The following is a 23,371-nucleotide window of genomic DNA, read 5'->3' as shown; positions in this document are numbered from 1 at the left end:
ATCGAGGACCATTGCGCATGTTTAGTCCGGCCGACATCGTCACGATCCCTTTCGGTGACTGGGTCAACGAATTCGTTCGGGGCTTTCTCGTCCCGAACTTCCGCGGGTTCTTCCAGACGATCGAAGTGCCGGTCGAATTCGTGATGGAGTGGTTGAACTCCTTCTTCAACTGGGTGCCGATGGTCGTCTTCACGCTCGTGATGGCCTTGATCGCATGGCGCACTGCGGGCAAGGCGAATGCCATCTTCGCGATCATCGCGCTCGCCTTCGTGGACATGATCCAGCTGTGGGGCGACACGATGACGACGCTCGCCATGGTCCTGACGGCCGTGGTGTTCTGTGCGATCGTCGGCGTGCCGGTCGGAATTCTCGCCGCCGGCAGCGATCGGTTCCTGAAGGTAATCCGGCCGATCCTCGACATCATGCAGACCATTCCGTCCTTCGTGTATCTGGTGCCGATCGTCATGCTCTTCGGCGTCGGTTCGGTGCCGGGCGTGATCGCCACGATCATCTTTGCGCTTCCGCCGATCATCCGCCTCACCAATCTCGGTATCCGACAGGTGCCCGAAGACCTCGTCGAGGCAGCCGAATCCTTCGGTTCGACGCGCTGGCAGAAGCTCATCGACGTTCAGCTTCCGCTTGCTATGCGCACGATCATGGCCGGCCTCAACCAGACGCTGATGCTGGCGCTTTCGATGTCGGTCATCGCCGCGCTGATCGGTGCGGGCGGGCTCGGCCTCGTCGTCAACACCGGTCTCGGCCGGCTCGACGTCGGGCGGGCGACGGCCGGTGGCGTCGGCATCGTCATCATCGCCATCATCCTGGACCGCATCACGCAGGGTCTCGCCGAACGCAAACAGGTTCATACCACGTCGCTGTGGCAGACGTTGCGTGGCTTTTTCCAGTCCTCTTCTTCGAGTGCGAAGGAGAAACAACTGGCTGAAAAGGCGGGCTGAACGGGCTCGCAAGGCCGCGGGTGGGCCGTGGCCGACCGCGTCGCGACCGAGGTTGCGAAGTGCGGGGAGGCAGAAAAACAAGACGGAGAAATCGAATGACGAAAGCTTTCGGGCTCAAATCATTTGCCGTTGTTGCAGCAACCACGGCCGCGCTCGCGCTGCCGATTCATGCTGCCAACGCCCAGAGCAAGGACATGCCCGGCAAGGGCACGACCATCAAGATGGCTCGCGCCACGTGGGATACCGGCTGGTGGCAGGCCGAGGTCTACAAGCAGCTTTTCGAGAAGCTCGGCTACGACGTCGGTCAGGTGACCACGCTCGATGCGCCGCCGTTCTACCAGGCCGTGTCGCAAGGCGACATGGACCTTTGGGTCAACGGCTGGTTCCCGCTTCACAACTCGTATGAGAGCACCTTCCAGAACGGCGCCGAAAAGGTCGGCTACACCGCCAAGGGCGGCGCGCTGCAGGGCTACCTCATCGACAAGAAGACGGCCGACAAGTACGACATCAAGTACCTGTCGGACATGAAGAAGGAAAAGATCCGCAAGCTGTTCGACACGAACGGCGACGGCAAGGCCAACATGGTCGCATGTCCTCCCGGCTGGGGCTGTGAGGAACTCATCAGCTACCAGATGAAGGCCTACGACCTCGAGAACGACATCGATCTCATCAAGGCCGGTTATTCCGCCTCGATGGCCGATGCGCTGGCGCGGTACCAGAACGGCAAGCCGGTGTTCTTCTACACCTGGACGCCGAACTGGACGGTCGGCCTGATGAAGCCCGGCAAGGACGTCGTCTGGCTGCAGGTCAAGGACACCAAGCTGCCGAAGGATCAGGAAAGCCTGAAGGACGCGGCGACCGTGAAGGGCGTGACGGGTTGTTCGGACGATCCCTGCATGATGGGCATGCCGGCCAACGACATCCGTCCGGTGGCCAACACCAAGTTCCTCGACAAGAACCCGGCGGTGAAGTCGCTGCTGCAGGAAGTCCGCATTCCCGTGCAGGACATCTTCAAGCAGAACGCCGAGATGAACAACGGTGCCGATAGCCCGGACGACCTGACCAAACAGGCCAAGCAGTGGATCAGCGACCATCAGGACGAGGTCAATGGTTGGCTGAAGGACGCCCGCCAGGCGGCAAACAGCTAATCGATCTTTCGGTCGATACTGTCGATACTCGAGAAGGGCGGTCCGCGACGGGCCGCCCTTTTCGTTCGTTCGGTGCCGGCCGACGGACGGCACCGGCATGCAGGTGTCGTCGGTTCGCCGAAGCACAGTTTCATGGGAATGGCGCTCCTTTCGGCGGACGCCGCTTTGCTGTGCGCCGTTCGGCGTCTGCGGAAATCGGCGGTCGCGAAGACGGACACGGACCGATATCGTCCGGCCGATGGATACGATGACGATCGCGAACGACGAACCGGCTGCCGGCCGGCCCCGCATGCAACGTGCCCGGGGCGAAGGGCGGCTCACGACGAAGCATGCGCATGGCCGCACGCGTCTGGCCGGCCTCTATCAGGATGGATGCGCGAAGATCCGGTTGCCACGCGTCTTCGGCGACGGTCCGCTAGAAGCCGTTCTCATCAATTCCTCCGGCGGCCTTACGGGCGGTGATCGGCTCGACTGGTCGATTGCAGCGGGTGCGGAAACCTCGACCGTCGTCACGACGCAGGCGAGCGAGAAGGTCTACCGGGCCAGCGAGGGAGTTGCGCGGGTCACGACCCGGATCGAAATCGGCCGCGACGCACGCCTTGCCTGGCTGCCGCAGGAGACGATCCTCTTCGATCGTTCGGCGCTTTCCCGCCGCCTCGACATTTCTCTCGCCAGAGGCGGGCAGGCGCTGCTCGTCGAGCCCGTCGTCTTCGGACGCCTTGCCATGCGCGAACAGTTGCGGCGGGCAGTCTTCCACGATCGCTGGCGTATTCGCTACAACGGCCGGCTGATCCATGCCGAAGACCAGCGTTTCGGGCCCGACATCGCGCTGCAGCTCGAACGAAGCGCGATGCTTTCCGGCATGCGCGCAATGGCGACCGTCGTCTGGGTGCATCCGGATGCCGAAGACCATGTCGAGCGGGTGCGCGCACTCGTTCCGGGATGCGGCACCGGCGTCAGCGCGTGGCGGCCCGCTGGGTTCGCGACTGGCAAGCTTCTTGCACGTTTCGTCGCGGAAGACGGTTACACGCTGCGCAAGCGCCTTGCACCCGTGCTTGCCATGCTCAATGGTAAGGCGGGCGTGCCCAAAGTCTGGTCGATCTAGGAGGCGGTTCGGGGATGAACCTTACGCCGAGGGAAAAGGACAAGTTGCTGGTGTCGATGGCTGCGGTCGTCGCCCGGCGCCGGCTCGAACGCGGGGTGAGGCTCAACCACCCGGAAGCGCTCGCGCTCATCACCGACTTCGTCGTCGAGGGCGCGCGCGACGGCCGCGCCGTTTCCGACCTGATGGAAGCGGGTGCCGAGGTGCTGACCCGCGATCAGGTGATGGAAGGCGTCGCGGAGATGATCCACGATGTACAGGTCGAGGCGACGTTTCCCGACGGCACCAAGCTCGTGACCGTGCACGAGCCGATCCGCTAGGAGGCCGGCATGCCGGAAATGCTTCCCGGGGCACTGGTTGCGACAACGAAGAGGGATGAGGCGATGATACCGGGCGAAGTGCTGTACGCGGAAGGCGATATCGAACTGAACGCAGGCGCCGAGACGGTGACGCTGAAGGTCGAGAATACGGGCGACCGGCCGGTTCAGGTCGGCAGCCACTACCATTTTCATGAAGCCAACCCTGCGCTTTCCTTCGATCGTGAGGCGGCCCGCGGCATGCGGCTCGATATCGCTGCGGGAACCGCGGTGCGCTTCGAGCCCGGTCAGGCCCGCGACGTGCGGCTCGTCCCTTATGGGGGCGCGCGCAAGGTCTACGGTTTCCGTCAGGCGATCATGGGGCCGCTCTGACGATGCGTTGCGCCTTCGTCGCCTCTTTCCTGGTTCTCTGTTCGGTCGGCATCGTCCCGGTTGCTGCGTACGCCGACGACGCTCCGAAGCTCGATTGCAAGGACCCGCAGACGCAAATGATGATGAATGCGTGCGCCGGCCGCGATTTCGAGGGCGCCGACGCTGCCCTGAACGCGGTTTGGCCGAAGGCGGTCGCCGCCGCTCGGAAACAGGACGCCAATATCGCGGACGAGACGAAGGCGAGCGGCGTACCGAGTGCGGAGGAAGCGCTGCGCGAGTCCGAACGCGCCTGGATCGCCTATCGCGATGCGCAGTGCAGCTACGAAGGCTATGCCGCCTTCGGGGGCACGATGCAGCCGATGCTCGGCACCGAGTGCAAAACGCGGCTCACCGAAGCACGGATCGCCGAACTGAAGGAAGCGATGAAGGGCTTGGGCAATTGAGAGTTTTGGTCAGGACGGGTTCGGGCCGATCGAGCGGAGGAGAACGATGATGGCAAAGCAGGATTACCAGGGCGGATGCCAGTGCGGCGCGGTGCGATATCGCGTTTCGGTGGATCTCGACCGGACCTTCGAATGCAACTGTTCGCGATGCGGCCGGCTCGGTAGCATCTTCGCCTTCACCGGCGCGGACGATTTCGAACTGCTGTCCGGCGAGGAAGCGCTCGGCGAATATCGCTTCAACACGAAGACGATCGCCCATCTCTTCTGCACGATTTGCGGCATCGAATCCTTCGCCCGCGGTGAAAAGCCCGGAAGCGGTCCCACGGTCGCGATCAACGCGCGCTGTCTCGATGGCGTGGACCCTTCCGCGCTCCAGCCGAGCCATGTCGACGGCTTAAGCGCCTGACCATCAACGAGAGCCGAGGACGCCATGCCCGCAACGATCTCCCGCGCCGCCTATGCCGACATGTTCGGCCCGACGACCGGCGACAAGGTGCGTCTCGCCGACACCGAACTCTTCATCGAGGTGGAGAGCGACCGCACGGTCTATGGCGAGGAGGTCAAGTTCGGCGGCGGCAAGGTAATCCGCGACGGCATGGGACAGAGCCAGACGCCGCGCGCCGATGGTGCCGTCGATACGGTGATCACCAACGCGCTGATCGTCGACGTAACGGGCATCTACAAGGCCGATATCGGGCTGAAGGACGGGCGGATCGACGGCATCGGCAAGGCCGGCAATCCGGACACGCAGGATGGCGTCGACATCATCATCGGGCCGGGAACGGAAGCGATCGCCGGCGAAGGCAAGATCGTCACCGCCGGCGGGTTCGATTCGCATATCCACTTCATCTGTCCGCAGCAGATCGAGGAAGCGCTGACCTCCGGCCTGACGACCATGCTCGGCGGCGGCACGGGGCCGGCGACCGGCACCATGGCGACGACGTGTACGCCCGGCGCCTGGCACATCGGGCGCATGATCCGGTCCTTCGACGGGTTTCCGATGAACATCGGGCTCGCCGGCAAGGGCAACGCCTCGCTGCCGCGCGCGCTCGAAGAGATGGTGACGGGCGGCGCGTGCGCGCTGAAGCTGCACGAGGACTGGGGCACGACGCCGGGCTCGATCGACAATTGCCTTTCGGTGGCGGATGCGACCGACGTGCAGGTGATGATCCACACCGATACGTTGAACGAGAGCGGCTTCGTCGAGGACACGATCGCCGCCTTCAAGGGGCGCACGATCCACACTTTCCACACCGAAGGGGCGGGCGGCGGCCATGCGCCGGACATCATCAAGGTCTGTGGGCTTTCCAACGTGCTGCCGTCGTCCACGAACCCGACCCGACCCTACACGGAAAACACCATCGCCGAGCATCTCGACATGCTGATGGTGTGCCACCACCTTTCGCCGTCGATCCCCGAGGACGTCGCATTCGCCGAAAGCCGCATTCGCAAGGAGACGATCGCGGCGGAGGACATCCTGCACGACATGGGGGCGTTCTCGATCATCGCCTCGGACAGCCAGGCGATGGGCCGCGTCGGCGAGGTCATCATCCGCACCTGGCAAACGGCCGACAAGATGAAGCGCCAGCGCGGGCGCCTGCCGGAGGAGACCGGCGACAACGACAATTTCCGCGTACGGCGCTATATCGCGAAATACACGATCAACCCGGCGATCGCGCATGGCATGAGCGGTTCGATCGGCTCGGTCGAGACCGGCAAACGCGCCGATCTCGTTCTCTGGGATCCGGCCTTCTTCGGCGTGAAGCCGTCGCTGGTTCTCCTCGGCGGCACGATCGCGACCGCGCCGATGGGCGATCCGAACGCCTCGATCCCGACGCCGCAGCCGGTGCACTATCGTCCGATGTTCGGCGCGTATGGCGGGGCGATCGCGCAGTCCTCGGTCACCTTCGTCTCGAAGGCGGCGCTCAATGTCGGCCTGCAGGCAAGCCTCGGCGTCGCCAAGCCGATGGTCGCGGTCGAGAACACGCGCGGCGGCCTTTCGAAGGCTTCGCTGATGCTGAACGACGCGACGCCCGAGATCGAGGTCGATCCGGAAACCTACGAGGTCCGCGCGAACGGCGAACTTCTGACCTGCGAACCGGCGACGGAACTGCCGATGGCGCAGCGATATTTCCTGTTCTAGCGAGAGAAAGGTCGCCGCGGCGTTTGCGTTTTTGGGGGAGCTATGGTTTCCGCTGATCGGTGAAGAGGGGCTGAGCGAAAGCGGACAATCATCCATTGAAAACCTATGCTAAACGGCATTGGGCGCTTGCGTGCGGGATCGCGGCGCTGGCCGGCTATGTCGATGCGGTCGGCTATCTTCGGCTGAACGGCTTCTTCGTATCATTCATGAGCGGAAACTCGACGCGGTTTGCGGTCGGCGTGGCGACCTGGGCGGATAGGGCGACCTTTCTCGCCTTCGGCATCATCCTCTGCTTCGTCGTCGGGGTGATCGTCGGGACGCTTCTCGCCGTCGCCGCCGGACGGTGGCGCATGCCGATCATTCTGACGGTCGTCGCCGCCGTTCTTGCCGTTTCCCTCGCGGCCGATCTCCTGCTCGGTGGGCTCTGGCTGCCGCTGATCGCGGCCGGTGCGATGGGCGCGGTGAACTGCGTGTTCCTGCGGGACGGAACGGTGAGCATCGGCGTTACCTACATGACGGGAACGCTCGTCAAATTCGGGCAGTCGGTCGCGCAGGCGCTCCTTGGCCATGATCGCTTCGGTTGGGTACCCTACCTTTTCCTGTGGTCCGCGCTGACGGTCGGTGCGGTGCTCGGCGCCGTCTCCTATCGGGCATTCGACGTTCGAAGCCTCATTCCGGCGGTCGTCTTTACCGCAGCGCTTGCAATCTACGCACGCTGGCTCGGCCCGTCCTCGTCCGAGGATCATCGGGTTCGGTAGCCTGGCCGAGTGGCCTCAGGATTTCGGTGGCGTCATCGGCCCGCCGATGTCGAGCGCTCGCGCGAAGGAGGGGTGATGCACGATGCGTTCGAGATAGGCGCGCACTTCGGGGTGATCTTCGAGCAGGCCGGCGTGGCCGGCCATCGCCAGAATGTAGGACATCTGGATGTCGGCGAGCGTGAAGGCATCGCCGAAGAGGAAGGGGCCGTCGCCGACGCCGCCGGCGATCGTCTCCAGCATCTTCCGGCGTACCGGAGCCGCCCAGCCTTCCAGCGCCTCCGGCAGGCCGCCGCGGCTGGCGGCGATCGCCGTCATCATGATGGAAAAACCGGCCGTGCTTTCCACGAACTGCAACCATTCGTCATGGGCAATGCGCTCGCGCGTATCCGCGGGCGGGGCGAGCCGGCCGTCGCCGTAGCGCGCGTTCAGATATTCGAGGATCACCGAGGATTCCGCGACCACGAGCCCGTCGTCCTCGATCACCGGCGACTTGCCGAGCGGGTGGATATCGGCGAGTTCGGCCGGTGCCTTGAAGGCCTGCGTGCGCTCGTAGCTTTTCAGCTCGTAGTCCACGCCGAGTTCCTCGAGCGCGCAGAGCACGCGCGTGGACCGGGAATAGGCGAGATGATGGAGGACGATCACGGGAGACTCCTTCTTCGTCGACGAAACGATCGGCATCCGGGTTGGTTCGACCGGTCCGCACAGGGATGGCTACGAAGGACGCGCGCTACCGTTCACGACGCATGCGCTTCGGGACGCGTCGCTTCGTCGAGGGCTCTGCGTTCGCTGCGAATGCGCACGGCGAGGATGCAGGCGTTCAAGATGGAAAAGGCGAGTGCATAAAGACCGAGCCCGAAGGCGAGCGGCAGGCTGGCGATCTCGCCGACGACGACCGCATAGTTCGGATGCGGGATAAAGCGGTACGGTCCGGACCGCACGAGCCGTTCGCCGGGCACGACGATGATGCGCGTCGTCCACCGCCGACCGAGCGTGAAGAGCACCCAGATGCGTGCGACCTGAAGGGCGACGAAGACGGCGAGCCAGAACACCGCGACCGGCCGGCCCGGTGCCAGCCACCACAGCCCGACGAGCCACGCCGCGTGCAGGGCGACGATCAGCGGGTAATGCGCGCGCCCGACCTCGGTACCGCCGCGCGCCAGCAGGGCCTGCGTGTTGCGCCGCGCGAGAACGAGCTCGCCGAGCCGTTCGGCCGTGACGAGCACGAGCACGATTGCGGCGATCAATGCGGCGATCGCTTCAAGGTCACGCCGCTTGCCGTGAAGCCCGGCCCGAGCGCGGTCAGCAGAAGACGCGCCGGAGGCTCCCCCTCGGCGAGCAGGCGTTCCAGCACGAAGAGCACCGTGGGTGCGGACATGTTGCCGTAATCGGCAAGTACCGCGCGCTCGTGGTCGAGACGGCCCGATGGCAGGGCGAGCGCCGTCTCGAGCGCTTCGAGGACCTTCGTTCCGCCGGGGTGGCACACGAGCCGGTCGATGTCGCCGAGGGTCAGGTCCGCGGCGGCGAGAATGCCTTCCAGCGCAGGCTTCAGCTTTTCCTCGACGAAGGGCGGGATCGCGCGATCGAAGATGACGCCGAGCCCTTCGGGATCGACGCGCCAGCCCATGATGGAAAGCGTATCCGGCCATGTGTGCCGGCCGGCCGCTTCGACATGCAGTGCGCCCATGTCGTCGCTCTTGAGCACGCACGCCGCCGCACCGTCCGCGAACAGAGCGGTGGCAACGATGTTCGCCTTCGTCAGTTCGTCGAGCCGGAAGGCGAGGCTGCACAGTTCGACGGCGACCATCAGTATGGTGCTGCCCGGTCGCGCTTCGGCAAGGCGAGCGGCGATCGAAAGGCCCGACACGCCACCCGCGCAGCCGAGCCCGAAGACCGGTACGCGTTCGATGTCGCTGCGAAAACCCATCCGACCGGCGACCTGCGCTTCGAGGCTGGGCGTGGCGAGGCCGGTCGAGGAGATGGTGACGACGGTGTCGATCTCGGCGGCGGCAACGCCGGCCCGGGCCAGCGCGCGCTCGGCCGCGGCGACGAAGAGGTCCCGCGCGGTCTCGACGTAGGCGCCGTTGCGCTCCGCCCAGTCGCGCGGCCTCAGGTACCATTCCACCGGCCGCGCCAGATGGCGTTGATCGATACCCGCCGTTTCGAACACGCGGGAAAGCCGGCCGAACTCGGAATAGCGCCCGCCGAACGCCTGGCCGGCCGCTTCGGCGATCGTCTTTTGCGTCACGGCGTTTTCGGGTACGGCCGTTGCGACCGACAAAAGGCTTGTGGTCATGGATCCATTCCTTCGATCGGCCGAACGTATACGAGACGAAAATGGGAAATAGGGGACCTCGCGCGGAACGCGAGTGCGTGTTTGCGGTTCTGCGACAAGGTGCCCATCATTTTCTCGTCACCGGCCGGGGGACCGGCGATCGATGCGTGACGAAGCGGATGGCAAGGCGCCGGCAAAGGGAAGGGACGCGCGAAGTGAAATACGTCTATGTCTACCTCATCGCCACAGTAATCTTCCTCGGCCTCGACGCGCTCTGGCTCGGGGTCGTGGCGAAGAACTTCTACCAGGCGCAGATCGGCGAACTGATGCTCGACAAGCCACGCTTCGGCGTCGCTGCCGGCTTCTACGCGATCTACGTCGTCGGTCTCTTATATTTCGCGCTGGTCCCGGCTCTCAACGAGGGCAGCCTGCCGAAGGTGCTGGTCGCCTCGCTGCTCTTCGGCTTCTTCTGCTACGCGACCTACGAGGCGACGAACCTGGCCACGCTGCGCGGCTGGACGAACGCCATGGCGGCGGCCGACATCGCATGGGGAACCGTCCTGACGGCGATCGCCGGCTGCGTGACCTACGCCATCGTTCAAGGCATCGGCTTCTGGCACGCCTGACGCGCATACGGACCTTTTCGCAAGGCCGGTGAGGCGAAAGCCTTGCCGGCTTGCGTGCGCCTTTCGGAAGCGGCATCGTCCTTTCTCAACGCAGCGGGGAGCCGGCGCGAACGCCATGAGGAAAGCCATCAGCTATCGTCGGTCCGACGACCGAGAATGCCCGGCGCCGGCCGCGACCGTCACGCTCGATTCGCACGCACGGCACCTGCGTCGCCGGCGCCTCGTGCTCGACGACGGCAATGCGATGATGGTGGATCTCGCCGAGGCGGTCGCGCTTGCCGATGGCGACACACTGGTGCTGGACGACGGCAGCGAGGTGTGCGTGCGCGCAGCCTCGCAGGCACTCTACGTCGTTGCCGGACGCAGTGCGGCGCACCTTGCCGAACTCGCCTGGCATATCGGCAATCGCCATCTGCCCGCCGAGATCGGCGAGAGCCGTATCTTCATCGAGCGCGACCATGTCGTGCGGGCGATGCTGGAGGGTCTCGGCGCCACGGTCGAAGAGGCGCACGAGGCCTTTACGCCGGTGCGCGGCGCCTATCATCATTCCCATTACGGCGCACACGACAGCCACCACACAGACCATGCCGCCGGCGACTGAACCCGTGGCCGAGCCGGCCGCGCGCGTACGGCTGATGACGCTGCTCTCGCCGTCCTTTCCGGTCGGCGCGTTCGCTTACAGCCACGGCGTGGAACGCGCGGTCCATGACGGGCTGATCGGCGGGAGGGACGACCTCGTCGCCTGGCTTGGAGATCTGGTGACGGCGGGATCCGGGTGGAACGATGCGGTGCTGCTCCGTGCCGCGTGGGGTGCCGGGGATGCGCGGGAACGCGACGATATCGCATCGCTCGCCGAAGCGCTCGCCAGCTCGCGCGAGCGGCATCTGGAGACGATGGCGCAGGGGTCGGCCTTTCTCGCCGCCGCCCGCGCATTCCGCGAGGCGCGCGATCTTCGCCTTGAAGGCGAAGTCGCCTATCCGGTGGCCGTCGGCGCGGTGACGCGGGCGATGGGGCTCGCATGCGCCGAGGTGCTCGCCGCCTATCTCAACGCCTTCGTCGGCACGCTCGTCCAGGCGGCTCTGCGCACCGTTCCGATCGGACAAAGCGATGCGGTCGCAGCGCTCGCGAGGCTGGAGCCGGTCGTTCTCGACGCGGCGGCGCGGGCCGAAATCGCCACGCTCGACGATCTCGGCTCGGCGACGGTCGTCTCCGATCTCCTCGCCATGACCCACGAAACCCAGCAATCGAGGCTCTTTCGCTCATGACCTTCGCAAACGGTCCGCTTCGCGTCGGCATCGGGGGGCCGGTCGGCTCCGGCAAGACGACCCTCACCGAAAAGCTCTGCAAGGCGATGCGCGCGCACTACTCGCTCGCCGTCGTCACCAACGACATCTACACGCAGGAGGACGCGACCATGCTCACGCGCCTTCAGGCGCTGCCGGCCGATCGCATCGTCGGCGTGGAGACGGGCGGATGTCCGCATACCGCGATCCGCGAGGACGCGACGATCAACCTTCAGGCAATCGCCGGCTTGACCGCGCGGCACCGCGACCTCGACATCGTCTTCATCGAATCGGGCGGCGACAACCTTGCGGCCACCTTCTCGCCGGATCTGGCGGATCTGACGCTTTACGTCATCGCCGTGCCGCAGGGCGAGGAGATCCCGCGCAAGGGCGGACCGGGGATCACGCGTTCGGATCTTCTCGTCATGAACAAGACCGATCTCGCACCCCATGTCGGTGTCGATCTCGCGGTGATGGCGCGCGACGCCGAACGCATGCGCGAAGGACGCCCGCACGTCTTCTCCGACCTCAGACGGGGAGAGGGCGTCGCGGAAATCGTCGGGTTCCTCGAAGACGCCGGTGGTCTGGAGCGCCGGCCTGCCGCCGAATGACGATGGAGACACTCGGAAGCTTTCCGTCCGGGGGCTTGGCGCTTGTGATCGGCGCAGGCGGCATCGGCAGTGCGGTGCGCAAGGAACTCGCCGGAAGCGGCCGGTTCGCCGAAGTCCTTGTTGCGGGCCGGCGCGAGAACCTTGCTTTCGATCTTCTCGACGAGGCGTCGATCGCGGCGCTGGCGAAGACCGTCGGCGAGCGGAAAGAGGACCTGCGGCTCGTCTTCGATGCGACCGGCTATCTCTACGACGACGAGCATGGGCCGGAGAAATCGTGGCGTCACGTGACCCCGGAAGCCATCGCCAGGGCCTTCGCGCTGAACGCGACGGGGCCGATGCTCCTGATGAAGCATCTGCTTCCGCTTCTCCCGCGCCGGGGCAAGGCGGTATTCGCAACGCTTTCGGCAAAGGTCGGCAGCATCGGGGACAACCATATCGGCGGATGGTACGGTTACCGCGCTTCGAAGGCCGCGCTGAACCAGTTCGTGCGCACCGCGGCGGTCGAGCTGGCGCGAACTCATGGTGAAGCGGCCTGCGTCGCCCTTCATCCGGGAACCGTGGACACGCCGCTCTCCAAACCGTTCGCCAAGGATGGTCTGACGGTTCGCTCGCCCGAGGAGGCGGCACGCAAACTCGTTCGCTGTCTGGAGGGGATCGGCGCCGACCATAGCGGGCTCTTCCTCGATCGCAGTGGTGAAACACTGCCCTGGTAGAATACCGGCACTGCGACAATATTTCGCAATGTCACCGTACGTGAACTGGCGATCCCAAATTCCCGACATAAATTGATCGGAGGTTGCAGTTGGGCATTCGGCCCTCAGTCACGGGAGTTCAGTATGCAGCGTGCAATGGTTGTGATCTTTTCCACCCTCATGCTCCTCGGTCTTGCCGCGTGCGGCGACAATGGCGGCGGGGACAACGCCGGCAGCGGCGGCGATACCAGCGGCCAGACGCAGTCGCAGTAAGCCGCATCGGTAGACACGAACCGTTCGTTCCGGCGTCCTTCATCGAGGACCGGCAGCGGACGGATCCTTGAATCGGGGGCGGCGTGCGCCCTCGATCGCAGCGTTCGGATCGTCTATACCGCTCCCGGTCTGCCAGAAGGAATGGACGGAATGGCAAACTGGGCGCGCGTGTTCGATCACGTCGGCGAGACGGCCTCGGAGGTTCTGGCCTCGGTGATCGAGGCGGTACGCACGCTTTTCGCCGGCGATCCGCAGACGCGCCGCAAGGTTGCCTTCTCCATTGCCATGATCGCGCTTTCGGCCAAGATGGCGAAGGCGGACGGCATCGTGACGGAGGAAGAGGTCGCGGCGTTCCAGCAGATCTTCGCCATCCCGCCCGGCGAGGAGCGCAATGTCGCGCGCTTCTACAATCTCGCCAAGCGGGACGTCGCGGGCTATCAGGCCTATGCCGAGCGCATCGCCGGCATGTGCAGCGACGAAGCCTTCGAGGAAGCGGTTCTCGAAGACATTCTCGAAGGGCTCTTTCACATCGCCAAGGCGGACGGCGTCCTCCACGACAAGGAGAGCGCGTTCCTGGCCGACATCGCCCGCATCTTCGGCATCGGCGAAGATCGCTACGCCGCGATCTTCGAGCGGCACGTGCGTGGCGACGACGCCGATCCTTATCGTGTCCTCGGCGTGGCCCATGACGCGGACCTTTCGATCATCAAGAAGCGCTACCGCAAGCTCGTGGCCGACAATCATCCCGACCGGCTGATCGCACGCGGCGTACCGCAGGAGTTCGTCGCCGTCGCCAACGAGCGCACCGCGACCTTCAACGCCGCCTTCGAAGCGATCGAGCGCGAGCGTCAGGCGGCATGAGCCGGACCGACCGCACGCAGGCGGCAGGCTGAATGCCCGAGCCGGAATGCGATTTCAACGAAGCCGTATGGTCGCCTTCGCCCAACCATGGCGAACGTGCCGACGGGCGTGCGCCCGACATGCTCCTCCTGCATTATACCGGGATGGCAAGCGGGACGGATGCGCTTTCGCGCCTGCGCTCGTCCGAGAGCGACGTTTCCGCGCACTACGTCGTGTTCGAGGACGGAACGATCCATCAGCTCGTGGCGGAGACGCGCCGCGCCTGGCATGCGGGCAAGAGCCTGTGGGCGGGCGAGCACGACATCAATTCGTGCTCGATCGGCATCGAGATCGTCAATCCGGGACATGATGGCGGCCTGCCGCCCTTTGCCGACGCCCAGATCGCGGCCGTCGTCGCGCTTTGCCGGGACTGCAGAAAACGCTGGTCCGTCCCCGGCGAACGGGTGCTCGCGCACAGCGACGTCGCACCCTCGCGCAAGTGCGATCCGGGCGAACGCTTCCCGTGGTCGGTCCTTGCCGAAAACGGCGTCGGGCACTGGGTGGAGCCGAGCGCGATGCGATCCGGGCGCTATTTCCAGGCCGGCGAAAGCGGCCAGCCGATCGAAGCGCTTCAGTCGATGCTCTCGCTCTACGGCTACGGCGTGGAGCCGGACGGCCATTTCGGTGCGCGCACGGAAGCGGTCGTCACGGCCTTCCAGCGCCATTTCCGCCCGGAGCGCGTCGACGGTGTCGCTGATGCCGGCACCATCGATACGCTCCACCGTCTTCTGTCGACCCTGCCGCGCTTTGCGACACGGTGAGAGACGTACGCTTCGAGGTTCGGCAGTCCGACGATCGAAGAACGGGCGTAAGCGCTGGCTTGCCCGGATCGGGCGTGCTATCGCGGCGACGCCAGTCGGCCGGGCAGCCGCGCCGCGCATGAGGTCGAAAGGCCGCGCGGTGAGGAAAGTCCGGGCTCCACGGAAACACGGTGCCGGATAACGTCCGGCGGGGGCGACCCCAGGGAAAGTGCAACAGAGAGCAGACCGCTTCGCCCAGCCTTCACCGGCAGCGGAGTAAGGGTGAAAGGGTGGGGTAAGAGCCCACCGCGCTGCCGGCAACGGCAGCGGCACGGTAAACCCCACCGGGAGCAAGACCGAATAGGGACGACTTCGGCTCGCGAGCGATCGCGGGCGGGCCCGTTTCCGGGCCTCGTCGTCCGGGTAGGTCGCGCGAGGCAGGGCGCGAGTCCTGTCCCAGATGAATGGCTGCCGCGTTCCCGCACCTCGTGCGGGAGCCATACAGAACCCGGCTTACAGGCCGGCTGGCAATTCGACATTTCTTCCCCGCAAACACGTGCGCAGCACCGCCCGAAGGCCCTTCATGGGCCTGTTTGGGACGCGCCGGGAACCGGCCCGCAACGCCGTCCACTATAGTGTTCACGATCGACGCACCCGGTATTCGGAACGCACTTCAAAGCATTCGTAACGGTTCATTAAGCTTAACGCTGCATGAATGAGCGTGGGTAAAAGGCTGCCCGCGAACCGTGTTCCCATTGACGCCCATGGTGTCCCATGTTATCCCAACGGCACGAAATTCGACGGCGCATCGGCGTCCCTCCAGCGTCAGAAACCGGTGGAACCATGCAGGTTCCAGACGGGCGGCTTGCCCGTACGGGGATGGTGCATGCCGGTCGGATCGAAGTGTCGGGGTTCGGCACGACAGGCTCCATGGGGGTGGAGACGGCGGCATTGGATCATGAACCGTTTTCTGTCGAATGCCACCAACAGGATCGATACCAAGGGCAGGGTGTCCGTACCGGCCGCCTTCCGCTCCGTGCTGACGCGTCTCGACGTGAGCGAGCTCTATTGCCTGCAGGATTTCGTCTTTCCCGCGATCAGCGTGGGAGGGCCGGAGCTTCTGGATCGCTACGAGAGCCAGATCGAGGCGCTCGATCCTTTTTCGGAGGAGGCGAACCGCCTTTCTCTTCTGGTGCATGGCGGCGGGGTGTTCGCCAAGCTCGATGCGGAGGGCCGGATGATGGTCACGGACTTCATCCGATCCTTCACGGGGATCACGAAGGAAGTCGTCTTCGTCGGGCGGGGACGGTACTTCCAGCTTTGGGATCCCGAAACGTTCGAGGCCACGGCTTCGAAAGCGCGGCAGGAGCGGACGGCCAACGGGGTGGCATCCGCTTAGAAAGGGGAAGCGGGATCATGGCGGACCCTGGCGATCGTCCATCCGACGCCAGTGGCGGACTGGTCCGCCATATCCCGGTTCTCCTTTCCGCCGTACTCGAGGCGCTCGCGCCGGTACCCGGCCAGATCGTTCTCGATGGTACCTTCGGCGCCGGCGGCTATACGCAGGCGCTACTCGATGCCGGCGCGCAGGTGATCGCGCTCGACCGCGATCCGCATGCCCTCGAAAGCGGGGATGCGATGGTCGAGCGTAGCGGCGGCCGGCTTTCCCTGCATGCCGCACGGTTTTCCGAACTCGATCGCTTCGCGCCGGATGCCGGACTCGACGGCGTCGTGCTCGATATCGGCGTTTCGTCCATGCAGCTCGATACGCCGGAGCGCGGCTTTTCCTTCCGCGCCGACGGGCCGCTCGACATGCGCATGGCGAACGCGGGCGTCAGTGCCGCCGACGTCGTCAATCAGCTCGCCGTCGGCGATCTCGCGCGCATCTTCAATTTTCTCGGCGAAGAGAAGCAGGCCGGCCGCATCGCGGGAGCGATCGTGCGCCGGCGCGAAGCCGAAGGCGCGTTCGAGACGACGCGCGACCTCGCGCGCCTCGTCGAGACGGTCTCGCCGCGCAAGGCGAAGGACCGCATCCATCCCGCGACCCGGGTCTTCCAGGCGCTGCGCGTTTACGTCAACGACGAACTCGGCGAGTTGGCGCGGGCACTCTATGCCGCGGAGCGCGCGCTGAAACCCGGAGGGCGGCTGGTCGTCGTCACCTTCCATTCGCTGGAGGATCGCATCGTCAAGCGCTTCTTCCAGAACCGTTTCGGCGGGGTAGAGGGTTCGCGCCACCTTCCGCAGCCGGTCGAACGGCCGTCGATCTTTACGCGACACGGCAAGGCGATGGTCACCGCGAGTGCGGCGGAGGCCGAAGCCAATCCGCGTGCGCGCTCTGCCAAGCTGCGTGTCGGTGTGCGCACCGACGAACCGGCCGGCGAACCCGACATGTCGATCTTCGGTCTGCCGAAGCTCGTTCCCCTCAACAGCATCAACGTCTGAGAAAAGACCATGCTCGGCAAACTGGATCTGGTGCTCATCGCCGCGATGGTCGGCGCCGCAGCCTTCACCTACCGCGTCAAGCATCACGCGGAGGAGCAGGTCGCGGCGATCAATCACCTGCAACGCGAAATCCGCCTGGAGCACGATACGATCGATCTCCTGAACGCCGACTGGAGCGTGCTGACCCAGCCGTCGCGACTGCAGCAGCTGGACGAAGCGTTCGACGCCGAACTGAACCTGAAGACGATCGAGCCGACGCAGATCGCGACGCTGAACGACCTTCCGGACTATCCCGTACCCGACAATCCGCCCCTTCCCATGGCTGCGCCGGGACGACCGGACGTGGCAGACGGCGGTGGCGACGCGGTCGCCGATCTCCTGAAGTCCGTCGACCCCGTCAAAACCGGATCGGTGATCCACTGATGTCCTTTCTTCCCCGCGTCGTCGCCCTCAACCGCAAATCCTTCGTGCGCACGCGCACCCGCAAATGGGGTGCCGACGGACGGCTTGCCGTTCAGGGCGTGAACAAGCGCTCCGGCGCACGGGCGGGCAACCGTGTCGCCCTTTTGATGATCGGGTTCGTCGTGCTTTACGGCGCGGTCGGTGCGCGCATGGCGCAGTACGGCATGGAGCGCAACGACGATACGGCGAGCGTGGCGCCGCCCAACCGGCTGCTCGCCTCGCGCCCGGATATCCTCGACCGTAACGGCCGGGTTCTGGCAACGGACATCCGCACCGTCTCGCTCTACGCCGAACCGCGCAAGATCGTCGATGTCGACGACGCGGTCGAAAAGCTCTCTTCCGTGCTGCCGAGCCTCGATCGCAAGACGCTCTACCACAAGCTGAAGGCGAATTCGGCCTTCCAGTGGATCAAGCGCCAGCTGACGCCGAAGCAGCAAAGCCGCATCCTGGCGCTCGGCGTGCCCGGCATCGGCTTCAGGCCGGAGACCCGCCGCTTCTATCCGGCGGGTGCCACGACCTCGCACATCGTCGGCTTCGTCAACATCGACAACAACGGCATCGCCGGGATGGAAAAGTACATCGACCGGCAGGGGCTCTCGGCGCTTGCCGGCGCCGGCCTGACGGTCGACCAGAAGATGCAGCCGGTACGGCTTTCGATCGACCTTCGCGTGCAGCACATCGTGCGCGACGAGCTTTTGGCCGGCATGAAGAAGTTCAACGCGATCGGTGCCGGGGCCGTGGTGCTGAAGGTCGATACCGGCGAGGTGATCGCGCTCGCCTCGGTGCCGGACTTCAATCCGAACAATCCCGTGCATGCGCAGGACAAGAACCGCCTGAACCGGATGACGGCCGGCACCTACGAGATGGGCTCGGTCTTCAAGACGTTCACGACGGCGATGGCGCTCGATACCGGCGTCGCCAACCTGAAGAGCAGCTACGACGCCTCGCATCCCTTGCGCATCGGTGGCTTCCTCATCCACGACTTCCACAACATGCACCGGGCGCTGACCGTGCCGGAAGTCTTCATCCACTCCTCCAACATCGGTTCGGCGCGCGAGGCGCTCGATGTCGGCATTCCCCGCCAGAAGGCCTTTCTCAAGCGGCTCGGCCTGCTGACCCGGATGAACACCGAGCTTCCCGAAGTCGCCACCCCCTTCACGCCGAAGGTGTGGAAGCCGGTCAATTCGGCGACCGTCGCCTTCGGGCACGGGCTGAACACGACGCCGCTGCAGACCGCGGTGGCAGCGGCCGCACTGATGAACGGCGGGAAATTCATGGAGCCGACCTTCCTGCCGCGCACGGAAAAGCAGGCGATGGCGGTCTCCAAGCAGGTCGTGAAACCGCAGACCGCCAAGGACATGCGCTATCTCTTCCGGCTGAACGTCATGCACGGCTCCGGCGGCAACGCCGACGTGCAGGGCTATCGCGTCGGCGGCAAGACGGGCACCGCAGACAAGGTCGTCAACGGCCGCTATTCGAAGTCGAAGAACTTCAACTCGTTCCTCGCGGCCTTTCCGGTCGACGACCCGAAATATGTGGTGCTCGTGAGCATCGACGAGCCGCACCGGGCGGAGGGCGAGTGGGGCTTCACGGCCGGCTTCAACGCCGCGCCGATGGTCGGCGCGATCATCCGGCGTTCGGCGAGTGCGCTCGGCGTCGATCCGAAGTTCGCCGTGAACGACGCCGCCACGCTGGTGTCTCAATCGACGCTCAGCGATTAGGCTGCGTGAAGCGCGAGGGCGGGCGGGCACGAGCGAGGCAGGGGACGACGCCATGAAACTGGACGAACTCGCAGGCGATCTGCTTTCCGTCGGCATGCCCGCCGGGGTCGGCTCGTTCGACATCGGCGGCCTTTCGGCCGACAGCCGGGCGATCGCGCCGGGCGATCTCTTCGTCGCGATCGAGGGAACGCACGCCGATGGATCCACCTTCGCTCGGGATGCCGTCGAAAGGGGTGCCGTCGCCGTCGTCGCATCGCTGACCTCGGCGACGGAAGTGGATGTGCCGGTGCTTCGCACCGAGGATCCGCGCCGCTTCCTGGCACTTGCCGCAGCGCGCATCCATCCGGCACAGCCGGAGACGATCGTCGCGGTCACCGGCACGGCCGGCAAGACATCCGTCGCCTCTTTCACGCGCCAGATCTGGGCGCATGCGGGCAAGGCCGCCGCGATGATCGGCACGACGGGGGTCACCGCGCCCGGGCGCACCGAATACGGCTCGCTGACGACGCCCGATCCGGTCGAACTGCATCGCCTGCTCGACGAACTCGCCGGCGAGGGCGTCACGCATACGGCCATGGAGGCTTCGAGCCACGGCATCGATCAGCATCGCCTCGACGGCGTGCGGCTTGCCGCCGGGGCCTTCACCAATCTCGGCCGCGACCACATGGACTATCACGAGACGATCGAGACGTATTTCGAAGCCAAGATGCACCTTTTCGATCGTCTGCTCCCGACCGACGCGCCGGCCGTGATCGATGCGGACGGAGACTTTTCGCAGCGGGCGGGCGAGGTGGCGCGCGGAGCGGGCCGCAGGGTTCTGACGACCGGGCGCAACGGCACGTTCCTTTCGCTCAAGCGCCTCGAACACCAGCGAACCCGCCAGGTCGCGCAGATCCAGCATGGTGATGCGATCTACGAGGTCACGCTGCCGCTTGCCGGCGACTTCCAGATTTCCAACGCGCTCGTCGCGGCCGGCCTCGCCATGGCGACGGGAACGCCCGCCGAGGTCGCGATGGAAGCGCTCGGCGAACTCGAGGGGGCGCCGGGGCGCCTCGAACTCGTCGGCGCGACGGGGGACGGTGCGCCGGTCTATGTCGACTATGCGCACAAGCCCGAAGCGCTCGAAAGCGTTCTGAGCTCGGTCCGGCCCTTCACGACGGGGCGCGTCGTCGTCGTCTTCGGCTGCGGCGGCGACCGCGATCGCGGCAAGCGGCCGATCATGGGCGAAATCGCCGGCCGGCTTGCCGACGTCGTGATCGTCACCGACGACAACCCGCGCTCGGAAGAGCCCGCTACGATCCGTTCCGAGATCAAGGCCGCCGTGCCGCAGGCGCTCGAATTCGCCGACCGGCGCGAGGCGATCGCCGCCGCCGTCTTCATGCTGAAGCACGGCGATACGCTGATCGTCGCCGGCAAGGGCCACGAACCGGGCCAGACGATCGGCACCGACACCCTGCCGTTTTCCGATCACGAAGAGGTCGCCAAGGCGCTGGAGGCGCTTTCGGCATGAGCGAGACGCTTGGAGATACGGCGGTGCCGACCTGTTTGTGGACGAGCCGGGCGATGGTGGAAGCCTTGCAGGGTCGCCCGGTCGGCTCGCTACCGGCCGGAGTGAACGGCATTTCCATCGACACGAGGACGCTTCGGCCGGGTGACGCGTTCTTCGCGATCGCCGGTGATCGTTTCGACGGGCACGACTTCGCGAGCGCGGCCGTGGCGGCCGAAGCGGGCCTGCTCGTCGTCAGCGAAGCCAAACTGCCGGCGCTGGGCGGCCTGACCGTGCCAATGATCGTCGTCGACGACGTGCTCGCCGCACTCGAACGTCTCGGCCGCGCCGCACGTGAACGCAGCGACGCGACAATCCTCGCCGTGACGGGCTCGGTCGGCAAGACGACGACCAAGGCGATGCTCGCCCGGGCGCTCGCGCCGTCCGGCGAGACCCATGCGGCCGTCGCATCCTTCAACAATCATTGGGGCGTGCCGCTGACACTTGCACGCATGCCCGAAAGCGCGCGCTTCGGCATCTTCGAGATCGGCATGAACCATGCCGGCGAGATCCGTGCGCTCGTTGACATGGTGCGCCCGCACATTGCCATGGTGACGACGATCGCACCGGCCCATCTCGGCCATTTCGAAAGCCTCGAAGCGATCGCCGCCGCCAAGGCGGAAATCTTCGAAGGGCTCGTGCCGGGCGGTACGGCGATGCTCAACCGCGACAACGCGCAGTTCGAGGTGCTTCGCGCGGCGGCGGAAGCCTGCGGCGTGGAACGCATCCTGACCTTCGGCGAGGACGAGGCGGCCGATTTCCGGCTTCTTCAGGTGCGCCTCGAAGGGGACGGCTCGCACATGCGTGCCGCGATCGGAGGCGACGTCGTCGAGGCGCATATCGGTGCCCCGGGTCGCCACGTCGTGCAGAACGCGCTCGCCGTGCTCGGCGCGGCAAGCATTGCCGGGGCGGACATCGAAAGCGCCGCGAGCGCGCTTGCCGACGTGAAGGCCGAGAAGGGTCGCGGCGCACGCCATAGGCTCGCCCATTCGGACGGCGTTTTCGTGCTGATCGACGAGAGCTACAATGCCAACCCGACTTCGGTGGGTGCCGCGGTCGCGCTGCTCGCCGCGACGCCGGTCGGTCCGGGCGGCAGGCGCATCGCCGTCCTGGGCGACATGCTGGAACTCGGCGTTCATACCGGGCAACTGCACCGCGAACTCGCCGGGCCGATCATCGAGGCCGGTATCGACCGGGTCTATCTCGCCGGTTCGGCGATGACGGCATTGCAGGAGGCGCTCGACGAGCGTATCGCGGTGCGGCACCTCGACGACGCGGCAGCGATTGCCGAAGCGCTGAAGCGCGAGATCGCCGCCGGCGACGTCGTCATGGTGAAAGCCTCGCTCGGTCTCGGCTTCGGCCCGATCGTGACTGCCCTGACCGACACATTTCCCGCCGAAGGCCGTGCGCCGGGCGACGCGACGGCCGAAGAGCCGGCCGCGACGAAAGGTTCCTGATGCTCATCTGGCTCGTGAAACTGGAACATGAGTTTCAGGTCTTCAACCTCTTTCGCTACATCACGTTTCGCACCGGCGGCGCGATGTTCACGGCCGCCTTCATCGTCTTCCTCTTCGGCCCGCGCATGATCGATTCCCTCCGCCTTCGGCAGGGTCGCGGTCAGCCGATCCGCGCGGACGGCCCGCAGACGCATTTCATGAAGGCCGGCACGCCGACGATGGGCGGGCTGATGATGCTCGTCGCCATCATCGTCAGTTCGCTTCTCTGGGCGGACCTTTCGAGCGTCTACGTGGTCGTCACGCTGCTCGTCACGCTCGGCTTCGGGGCGATCGGCTTCTACGACGACTACCTCAAGGTGACGAAGCAGACCGACAAGGGCTTTTCCGGCAAGCTGCGCCTTGCCATCGAGTTCCTCATCGCCGGGCTCGCGGTCGTCGCCATGATGTGGGCCGCACGGGCCAACGCCGGACCGGCCAACCCTGCCTTCGCCTTCTCGCTCGCATTGCCCTTCTTCAAGGACACGATGCTCAATCTCGGCTATTTCTTCGTGATCTTCGGCGCCTTCGTCGTGGTCGGCGCCGGCAATGCCGTGAACCTGACCGATGGGCTCGACGGTCTGGCGATCGTGCCGGTGATGATCGCGGCCGGTTCCTTCGCGGCCATCGCCTACCTCGCCGGCAATGCCGTCTTCGCCGATTATCTGCAGATCAATTTCGTGCCCGGCACGGGGGAGCTGACCGTCATCCTCGGTTCCGTCATCGGCGCTGGGCTCGGCTTCCTGTGGTTCAACGCGCCACCGGCGGCGATCTTCATGGGCGACACCGGATCGCTTTCGCTCGGCGGGCTGATCGGCACGGTCGCCGTCGCCACCAAGCACGAGATCGTCATGGCGATCGTCGGCGGTCTCTTCGTGACCGAAGCGCTTTCGGTCATCCTGCAGGTCGGCGTCTTCAAGGCGACCGGCAAGCGGCTCTTCCTGATGGCGCCGATCCATCACCACTACGAGAAGAAGGGCTGGACGGAGAGCCAGGTCGTGGTGCGCTTCTGGATCATCTCCGTCATGCTCGCCATCCTCGGCCTTGCCACCTTGAAGATGCGGTGAGGCA

At 65.6% G+C, this 23,371-nt stretch carries 27 protein-coding genes and 1 other RNA gene; 25 read left to right on the top strand and 3 right to left on the bottom strand.

Annotated features, from left to right (window positions below):
* Positions 1 to 17: 17 nt before the first annotated feature.
* The 9 genes from FJU11_RS07790 (at position 18) to FJU11_RS07750 (ending at position 7,239) form a co-directional block, all read left to right on the top strand.
* Positions 18 to 956: an ABC transporter permease gene (locus tag FJU11_RS07790; protein ID WP_141166474.1), complete on the top strand. Its 939-nt coding sequence runs from the start codon at positions 18 to 20 to the stop codon at positions 954 to 956.
* 95 nt (positions 957 to 1,051) lie between these two features.
* Positions 1,052 to 2,104, top strand: a complete 1,053-nt coding sequence (gene proX, locus FJU11_RS07785; protein WP_141166473.1) for a glycine betaine/L-proline ABC transporter substrate-binding protein ProX — start codon at positions 1,052 to 1,054, stop codon at positions 2,102 to 2,104.
* A gap of 247 nt (positions 2,105 to 2,351) precedes the next feature.
* Entirely contained in the window at positions 2,352 to 3,209 is an 858-nt protein-coding gene (locus FJU11_RS07780) for an urease accessory protein UreD (protein WP_141166541.1), read from the top strand.
* Between the two features lie 14 nt (positions 3,210 to 3,223).
* Positions 3,224 to 3,526, top strand: a complete 303-nt coding sequence (locus FJU11_RS07775; protein ID WP_141166472.1) for an urease subunit gamma — start codon at positions 3,224 to 3,226, stop codon at positions 3,524 to 3,526.
* Positions 3,527 to 3,589: 63 nt separating this feature from the next.
* Positions 3,590 to 3,895: an urease subunit beta gene (locus FJU11_RS07770; protein WP_141166540.1), complete on the top strand. Its 306-nt coding sequence runs from the start codon at positions 3,590 to 3,592 to the stop codon at positions 3,893 to 3,895.
* Between the two features lie 2 nt (positions 3,896 to 3,897).
* Positions 3,898 to 4,338, top strand: coding sequence for a lysozyme inhibitor LprI family protein (locus tag FJU11_RS07765; protein ID WP_141166471.1), 441 nt, complete (start codon positions 3,898 to 3,900; stop codon positions 4,336 to 4,338).
* A gap of 49 nt (positions 4,339 to 4,387) precedes the next feature.
* A complete protein-coding gene (locus FJU11_RS07760; protein WP_141166470.1) occupies positions 4,388 to 4,744 on the top strand; it encodes a GFA family protein in 357 nt (118 codons plus the stop codon).
* A 24-nt stretch (positions 4,745 to 4,768) separates the two neighbouring features.
* A complete protein-coding gene (gene ureC, locus FJU11_RS07755; protein WP_141166469.1) occupies positions 4,769 to 6,481 on the top strand; it encodes an urease subunit alpha in 1,713 nt (570 codons plus the stop codon).
* A 95-nt stretch (positions 6,482 to 6,576) separates the two neighbouring features.
* The gene (locus tag FJU11_RS07750) at positions 6,577 to 7,239 is read left to right on the top strand and encodes a YoaK family protein (protein WP_141166468.1); all 663 of its coding nucleotides are present in this window, start codon (positions 6,577 to 6,579) and stop codon (positions 7,237 to 7,239) included.
* 15 nt (positions 7,240 to 7,254) lie between these two features.
* On the opposite strand, the gene FJU11_RS07745 is transcribed toward FJU11_RS07750, so the two are convergent.
* From FJU11_RS07745 to FJU11_RS07735, 3 genes are all read right to left on the bottom strand, one after another.
* On the bottom strand, positions 7,255 to 7,881 hold the full coding sequence (locus tag FJU11_RS07745; RefSeq protein WP_141166467.1) for a glutathione S-transferase family protein: 627 nt from the start codon (positions 7,879 to 7,881) through the stop codon (positions 7,255 to 7,257).
* A 92-nt stretch (positions 7,882 to 7,973) separates the two neighbouring features.
* A complete protein-coding gene (locus tag FJU11_RS07740; RefSeq protein ID WP_141166466.1) occupies positions 7,974 to 8,483 on the bottom strand; it encodes an isoprenylcysteine carboxyl methyltransferase family protein in 510 nt (169 codons plus the stop codon).
* Positions 8,480 to 9,562, bottom strand: coding sequence for a type III polyketide synthase (locus FJU11_RS07735; RefSeq protein ID WP_268935191.1), 1,083 nt, complete (start codon positions 9,560 to 9,562; stop codon positions 8,480 to 8,482). Before FJU11_RS07735 ends, FJU11_RS07740 begins: the two co-directional genes overlap by 4 nt.
* 164 nt (positions 9,563 to 9,726) lie before the next feature.
* Here FJU11_RS07735 and FJU11_RS07730 point away from each other — a divergent pair, with 164 nt between their 5' ends.
* The 16 genes from FJU11_RS07730 (at position 9,727) to mraY (ending at position 23,367) form a co-directional block, all read left to right on the top strand.
* On the top strand, positions 9,727 to 10,137 hold the full coding sequence (locus FJU11_RS07730) for a DUF2177 family protein (RefSeq protein WP_235890894.1): 411 nt from the start codon (positions 9,727 to 9,729) through the stop codon (positions 10,135 to 10,137).
* Positions 10,138 to 10,252: 115 nt separating this feature from the next.
* Positions 10,253 to 10,738, top strand: a complete 486-nt coding sequence (locus FJU11_RS07725; protein WP_141166464.1) for an urease accessory protein UreE — start codon at positions 10,253 to 10,255, stop codon at positions 10,736 to 10,738.
* The gene (locus FJU11_RS07720) at positions 10,722 to 11,402 is read left to right on the top strand and encodes an urease accessory protein UreF (protein ID WP_141166463.1); all 681 of its coding nucleotides are present in this window, start codon (positions 10,722 to 10,724) and stop codon (positions 11,400 to 11,402) included. Before FJU11_RS07725 ends, FJU11_RS07720 begins: the two co-directional genes overlap by 17 nt.
* On the top strand, positions 11,399 to 12,031 hold the full coding sequence (ureG, locus tag FJU11_RS07715) for an urease accessory protein UreG (protein ID WP_141166462.1): 633 nt from the start codon (positions 11,399 to 11,401) through the stop codon (positions 12,029 to 12,031). Before FJU11_RS07720 ends, ureG begins: the two co-directional genes overlap by 4 nt.
* Before the next feature lie 2 nt (positions 12,032 to 12,033).
* Complete coding sequence (locus FJU11_RS07710; protein WP_210242860.1) at positions 12,034 to 12,744, top strand: SDR family NAD(P)-dependent oxidoreductase; 711 nt, start codon at positions 12,034 to 12,036, stop codon at positions 12,742 to 12,744.
* 123 nt (positions 12,745 to 12,867) lie between these two features.
* The gene (locus FJU11_RS18735; protein ID WP_268935190.1) at positions 12,868 to 12,996 is read left to right on the top strand and encodes a hypothetical protein; all 129 of its coding nucleotides are present in this window, start codon (positions 12,868 to 12,870) and stop codon (positions 12,994 to 12,996) included.
* A gap of 150 nt (positions 12,997 to 13,146) precedes the next feature.
* A complete protein-coding gene (locus FJU11_RS07705; RefSeq protein WP_141166460.1) occupies positions 13,147 to 13,857 on the top strand; it encodes a J domain-containing protein in 711 nt (236 codons plus the stop codon).
* 32 nt (positions 13,858 to 13,889) lie between these two features.
* Positions 13,890 to 14,657 (top strand): N-acetylmuramoyl-L-alanine amidase, encoded by a 768-nt coding sequence (locus tag FJU11_RS07700; RefSeq protein ID WP_141166459.1) that lies wholly within the window; start codon positions 13,890 to 13,892, stop codon positions 14,655 to 14,657.
* Positions 14,658 to 14,748: 91 nt separating this feature from the next.
* An RNA gene (rnpB, locus tag FJU11_RS07695) (RNase P RNA component class A) lies at positions 14,749 to 15,168 on the top strand.
* Between the two features lie 426 nt (positions 15,169 to 15,594).
* Positions 15,595 to 16,035, top strand: coding sequence for a division/cell wall cluster transcriptional repressor MraZ (gene mraZ, locus FJU11_RS18565; RefSeq protein ID WP_235890893.1), 441 nt, complete (start codon positions 15,595 to 15,597; stop codon positions 16,033 to 16,035).
* A gap of 14 nt (positions 16,036 to 16,049) precedes the next feature.
* Positions 16,050 to 17,078 (top strand): 16S rRNA (cytosine(1402)-N(4))-methyltransferase RsmH, encoded by a 1,029-nt coding sequence (gene rsmH / locus FJU11_RS07690; protein ID WP_235890909.1) that lies wholly within the window; start codon positions 16,050 to 16,052, stop codon positions 17,076 to 17,078.
* A 9-nt stretch (positions 17,079 to 17,087) separates the two neighbouring features.
* Positions 17,088 to 17,501: a cell division protein FtsL gene (gene ftsL, locus FJU11_RS07685; RefSeq protein ID WP_141166458.1), complete on the top strand. Its 414-nt coding sequence runs from the start codon at positions 17,088 to 17,090 to the stop codon at positions 17,499 to 17,501.
* Entirely contained in the window at positions 17,501 to 19,261 is a 1,761-nt protein-coding gene (locus FJU11_RS07680) for a peptidoglycan D,D-transpeptidase FtsI family protein (protein WP_141166457.1), read from the top strand. The genes ftsL and FJU11_RS07680 overlap by 1 nt, the downstream gene beginning before the upstream one ends.
* Before the next feature lie 52 nt (positions 19,262 to 19,313).
* Positions 19,314 to 20,771, top strand: a complete 1,458-nt coding sequence (locus FJU11_RS07675; RefSeq protein ID WP_141166456.1) for a UDP-N-acetylmuramoyl-L-alanyl-D-glutamate--2,6-diaminopimelate ligase — start codon at positions 19,314 to 19,316, stop codon at positions 20,769 to 20,771.
* Positions 20,768 to 22,264, top strand: coding sequence for a UDP-N-acetylmuramoylalanyl-D-glutamyl-2,6-diaminopimelate--D-alanyl-D-alanine ligase (locus tag FJU11_RS07670; protein ID WP_141166455.1), 1,497 nt, complete (start codon positions 20,768 to 20,770; stop codon positions 22,262 to 22,264). Before FJU11_RS07675 ends, FJU11_RS07670 begins: the two co-directional genes overlap by 4 nt.
* A complete protein-coding gene (gene mraY / locus FJU11_RS07665) occupies positions 22,264 to 23,367 on the top strand; it encodes a phospho-N-acetylmuramoyl-pentapeptide-transferase (protein ID WP_141166454.1) in 1,104 nt (367 codons plus the stop codon). Before FJU11_RS07670 ends, mraY begins: the two co-directional genes overlap by 1 nt.
* Positions 23,368 to 23,371 lie beyond the last annotated feature (4 nt).

Origin of the sequence: Pararhizobium mangrovi (genome assembly GCF_006516965.1) — a bacterium.
Lineage (GTDB): Bacteria > Pseudomonadota > Alphaproteobacteria > Rhizobiales > Rhizobiaceae > Pararhizobium_B > Pararhizobium_B mangrovi.
This window is presented reverse-complemented; position numbering and strand designations above follow the sequence as displayed.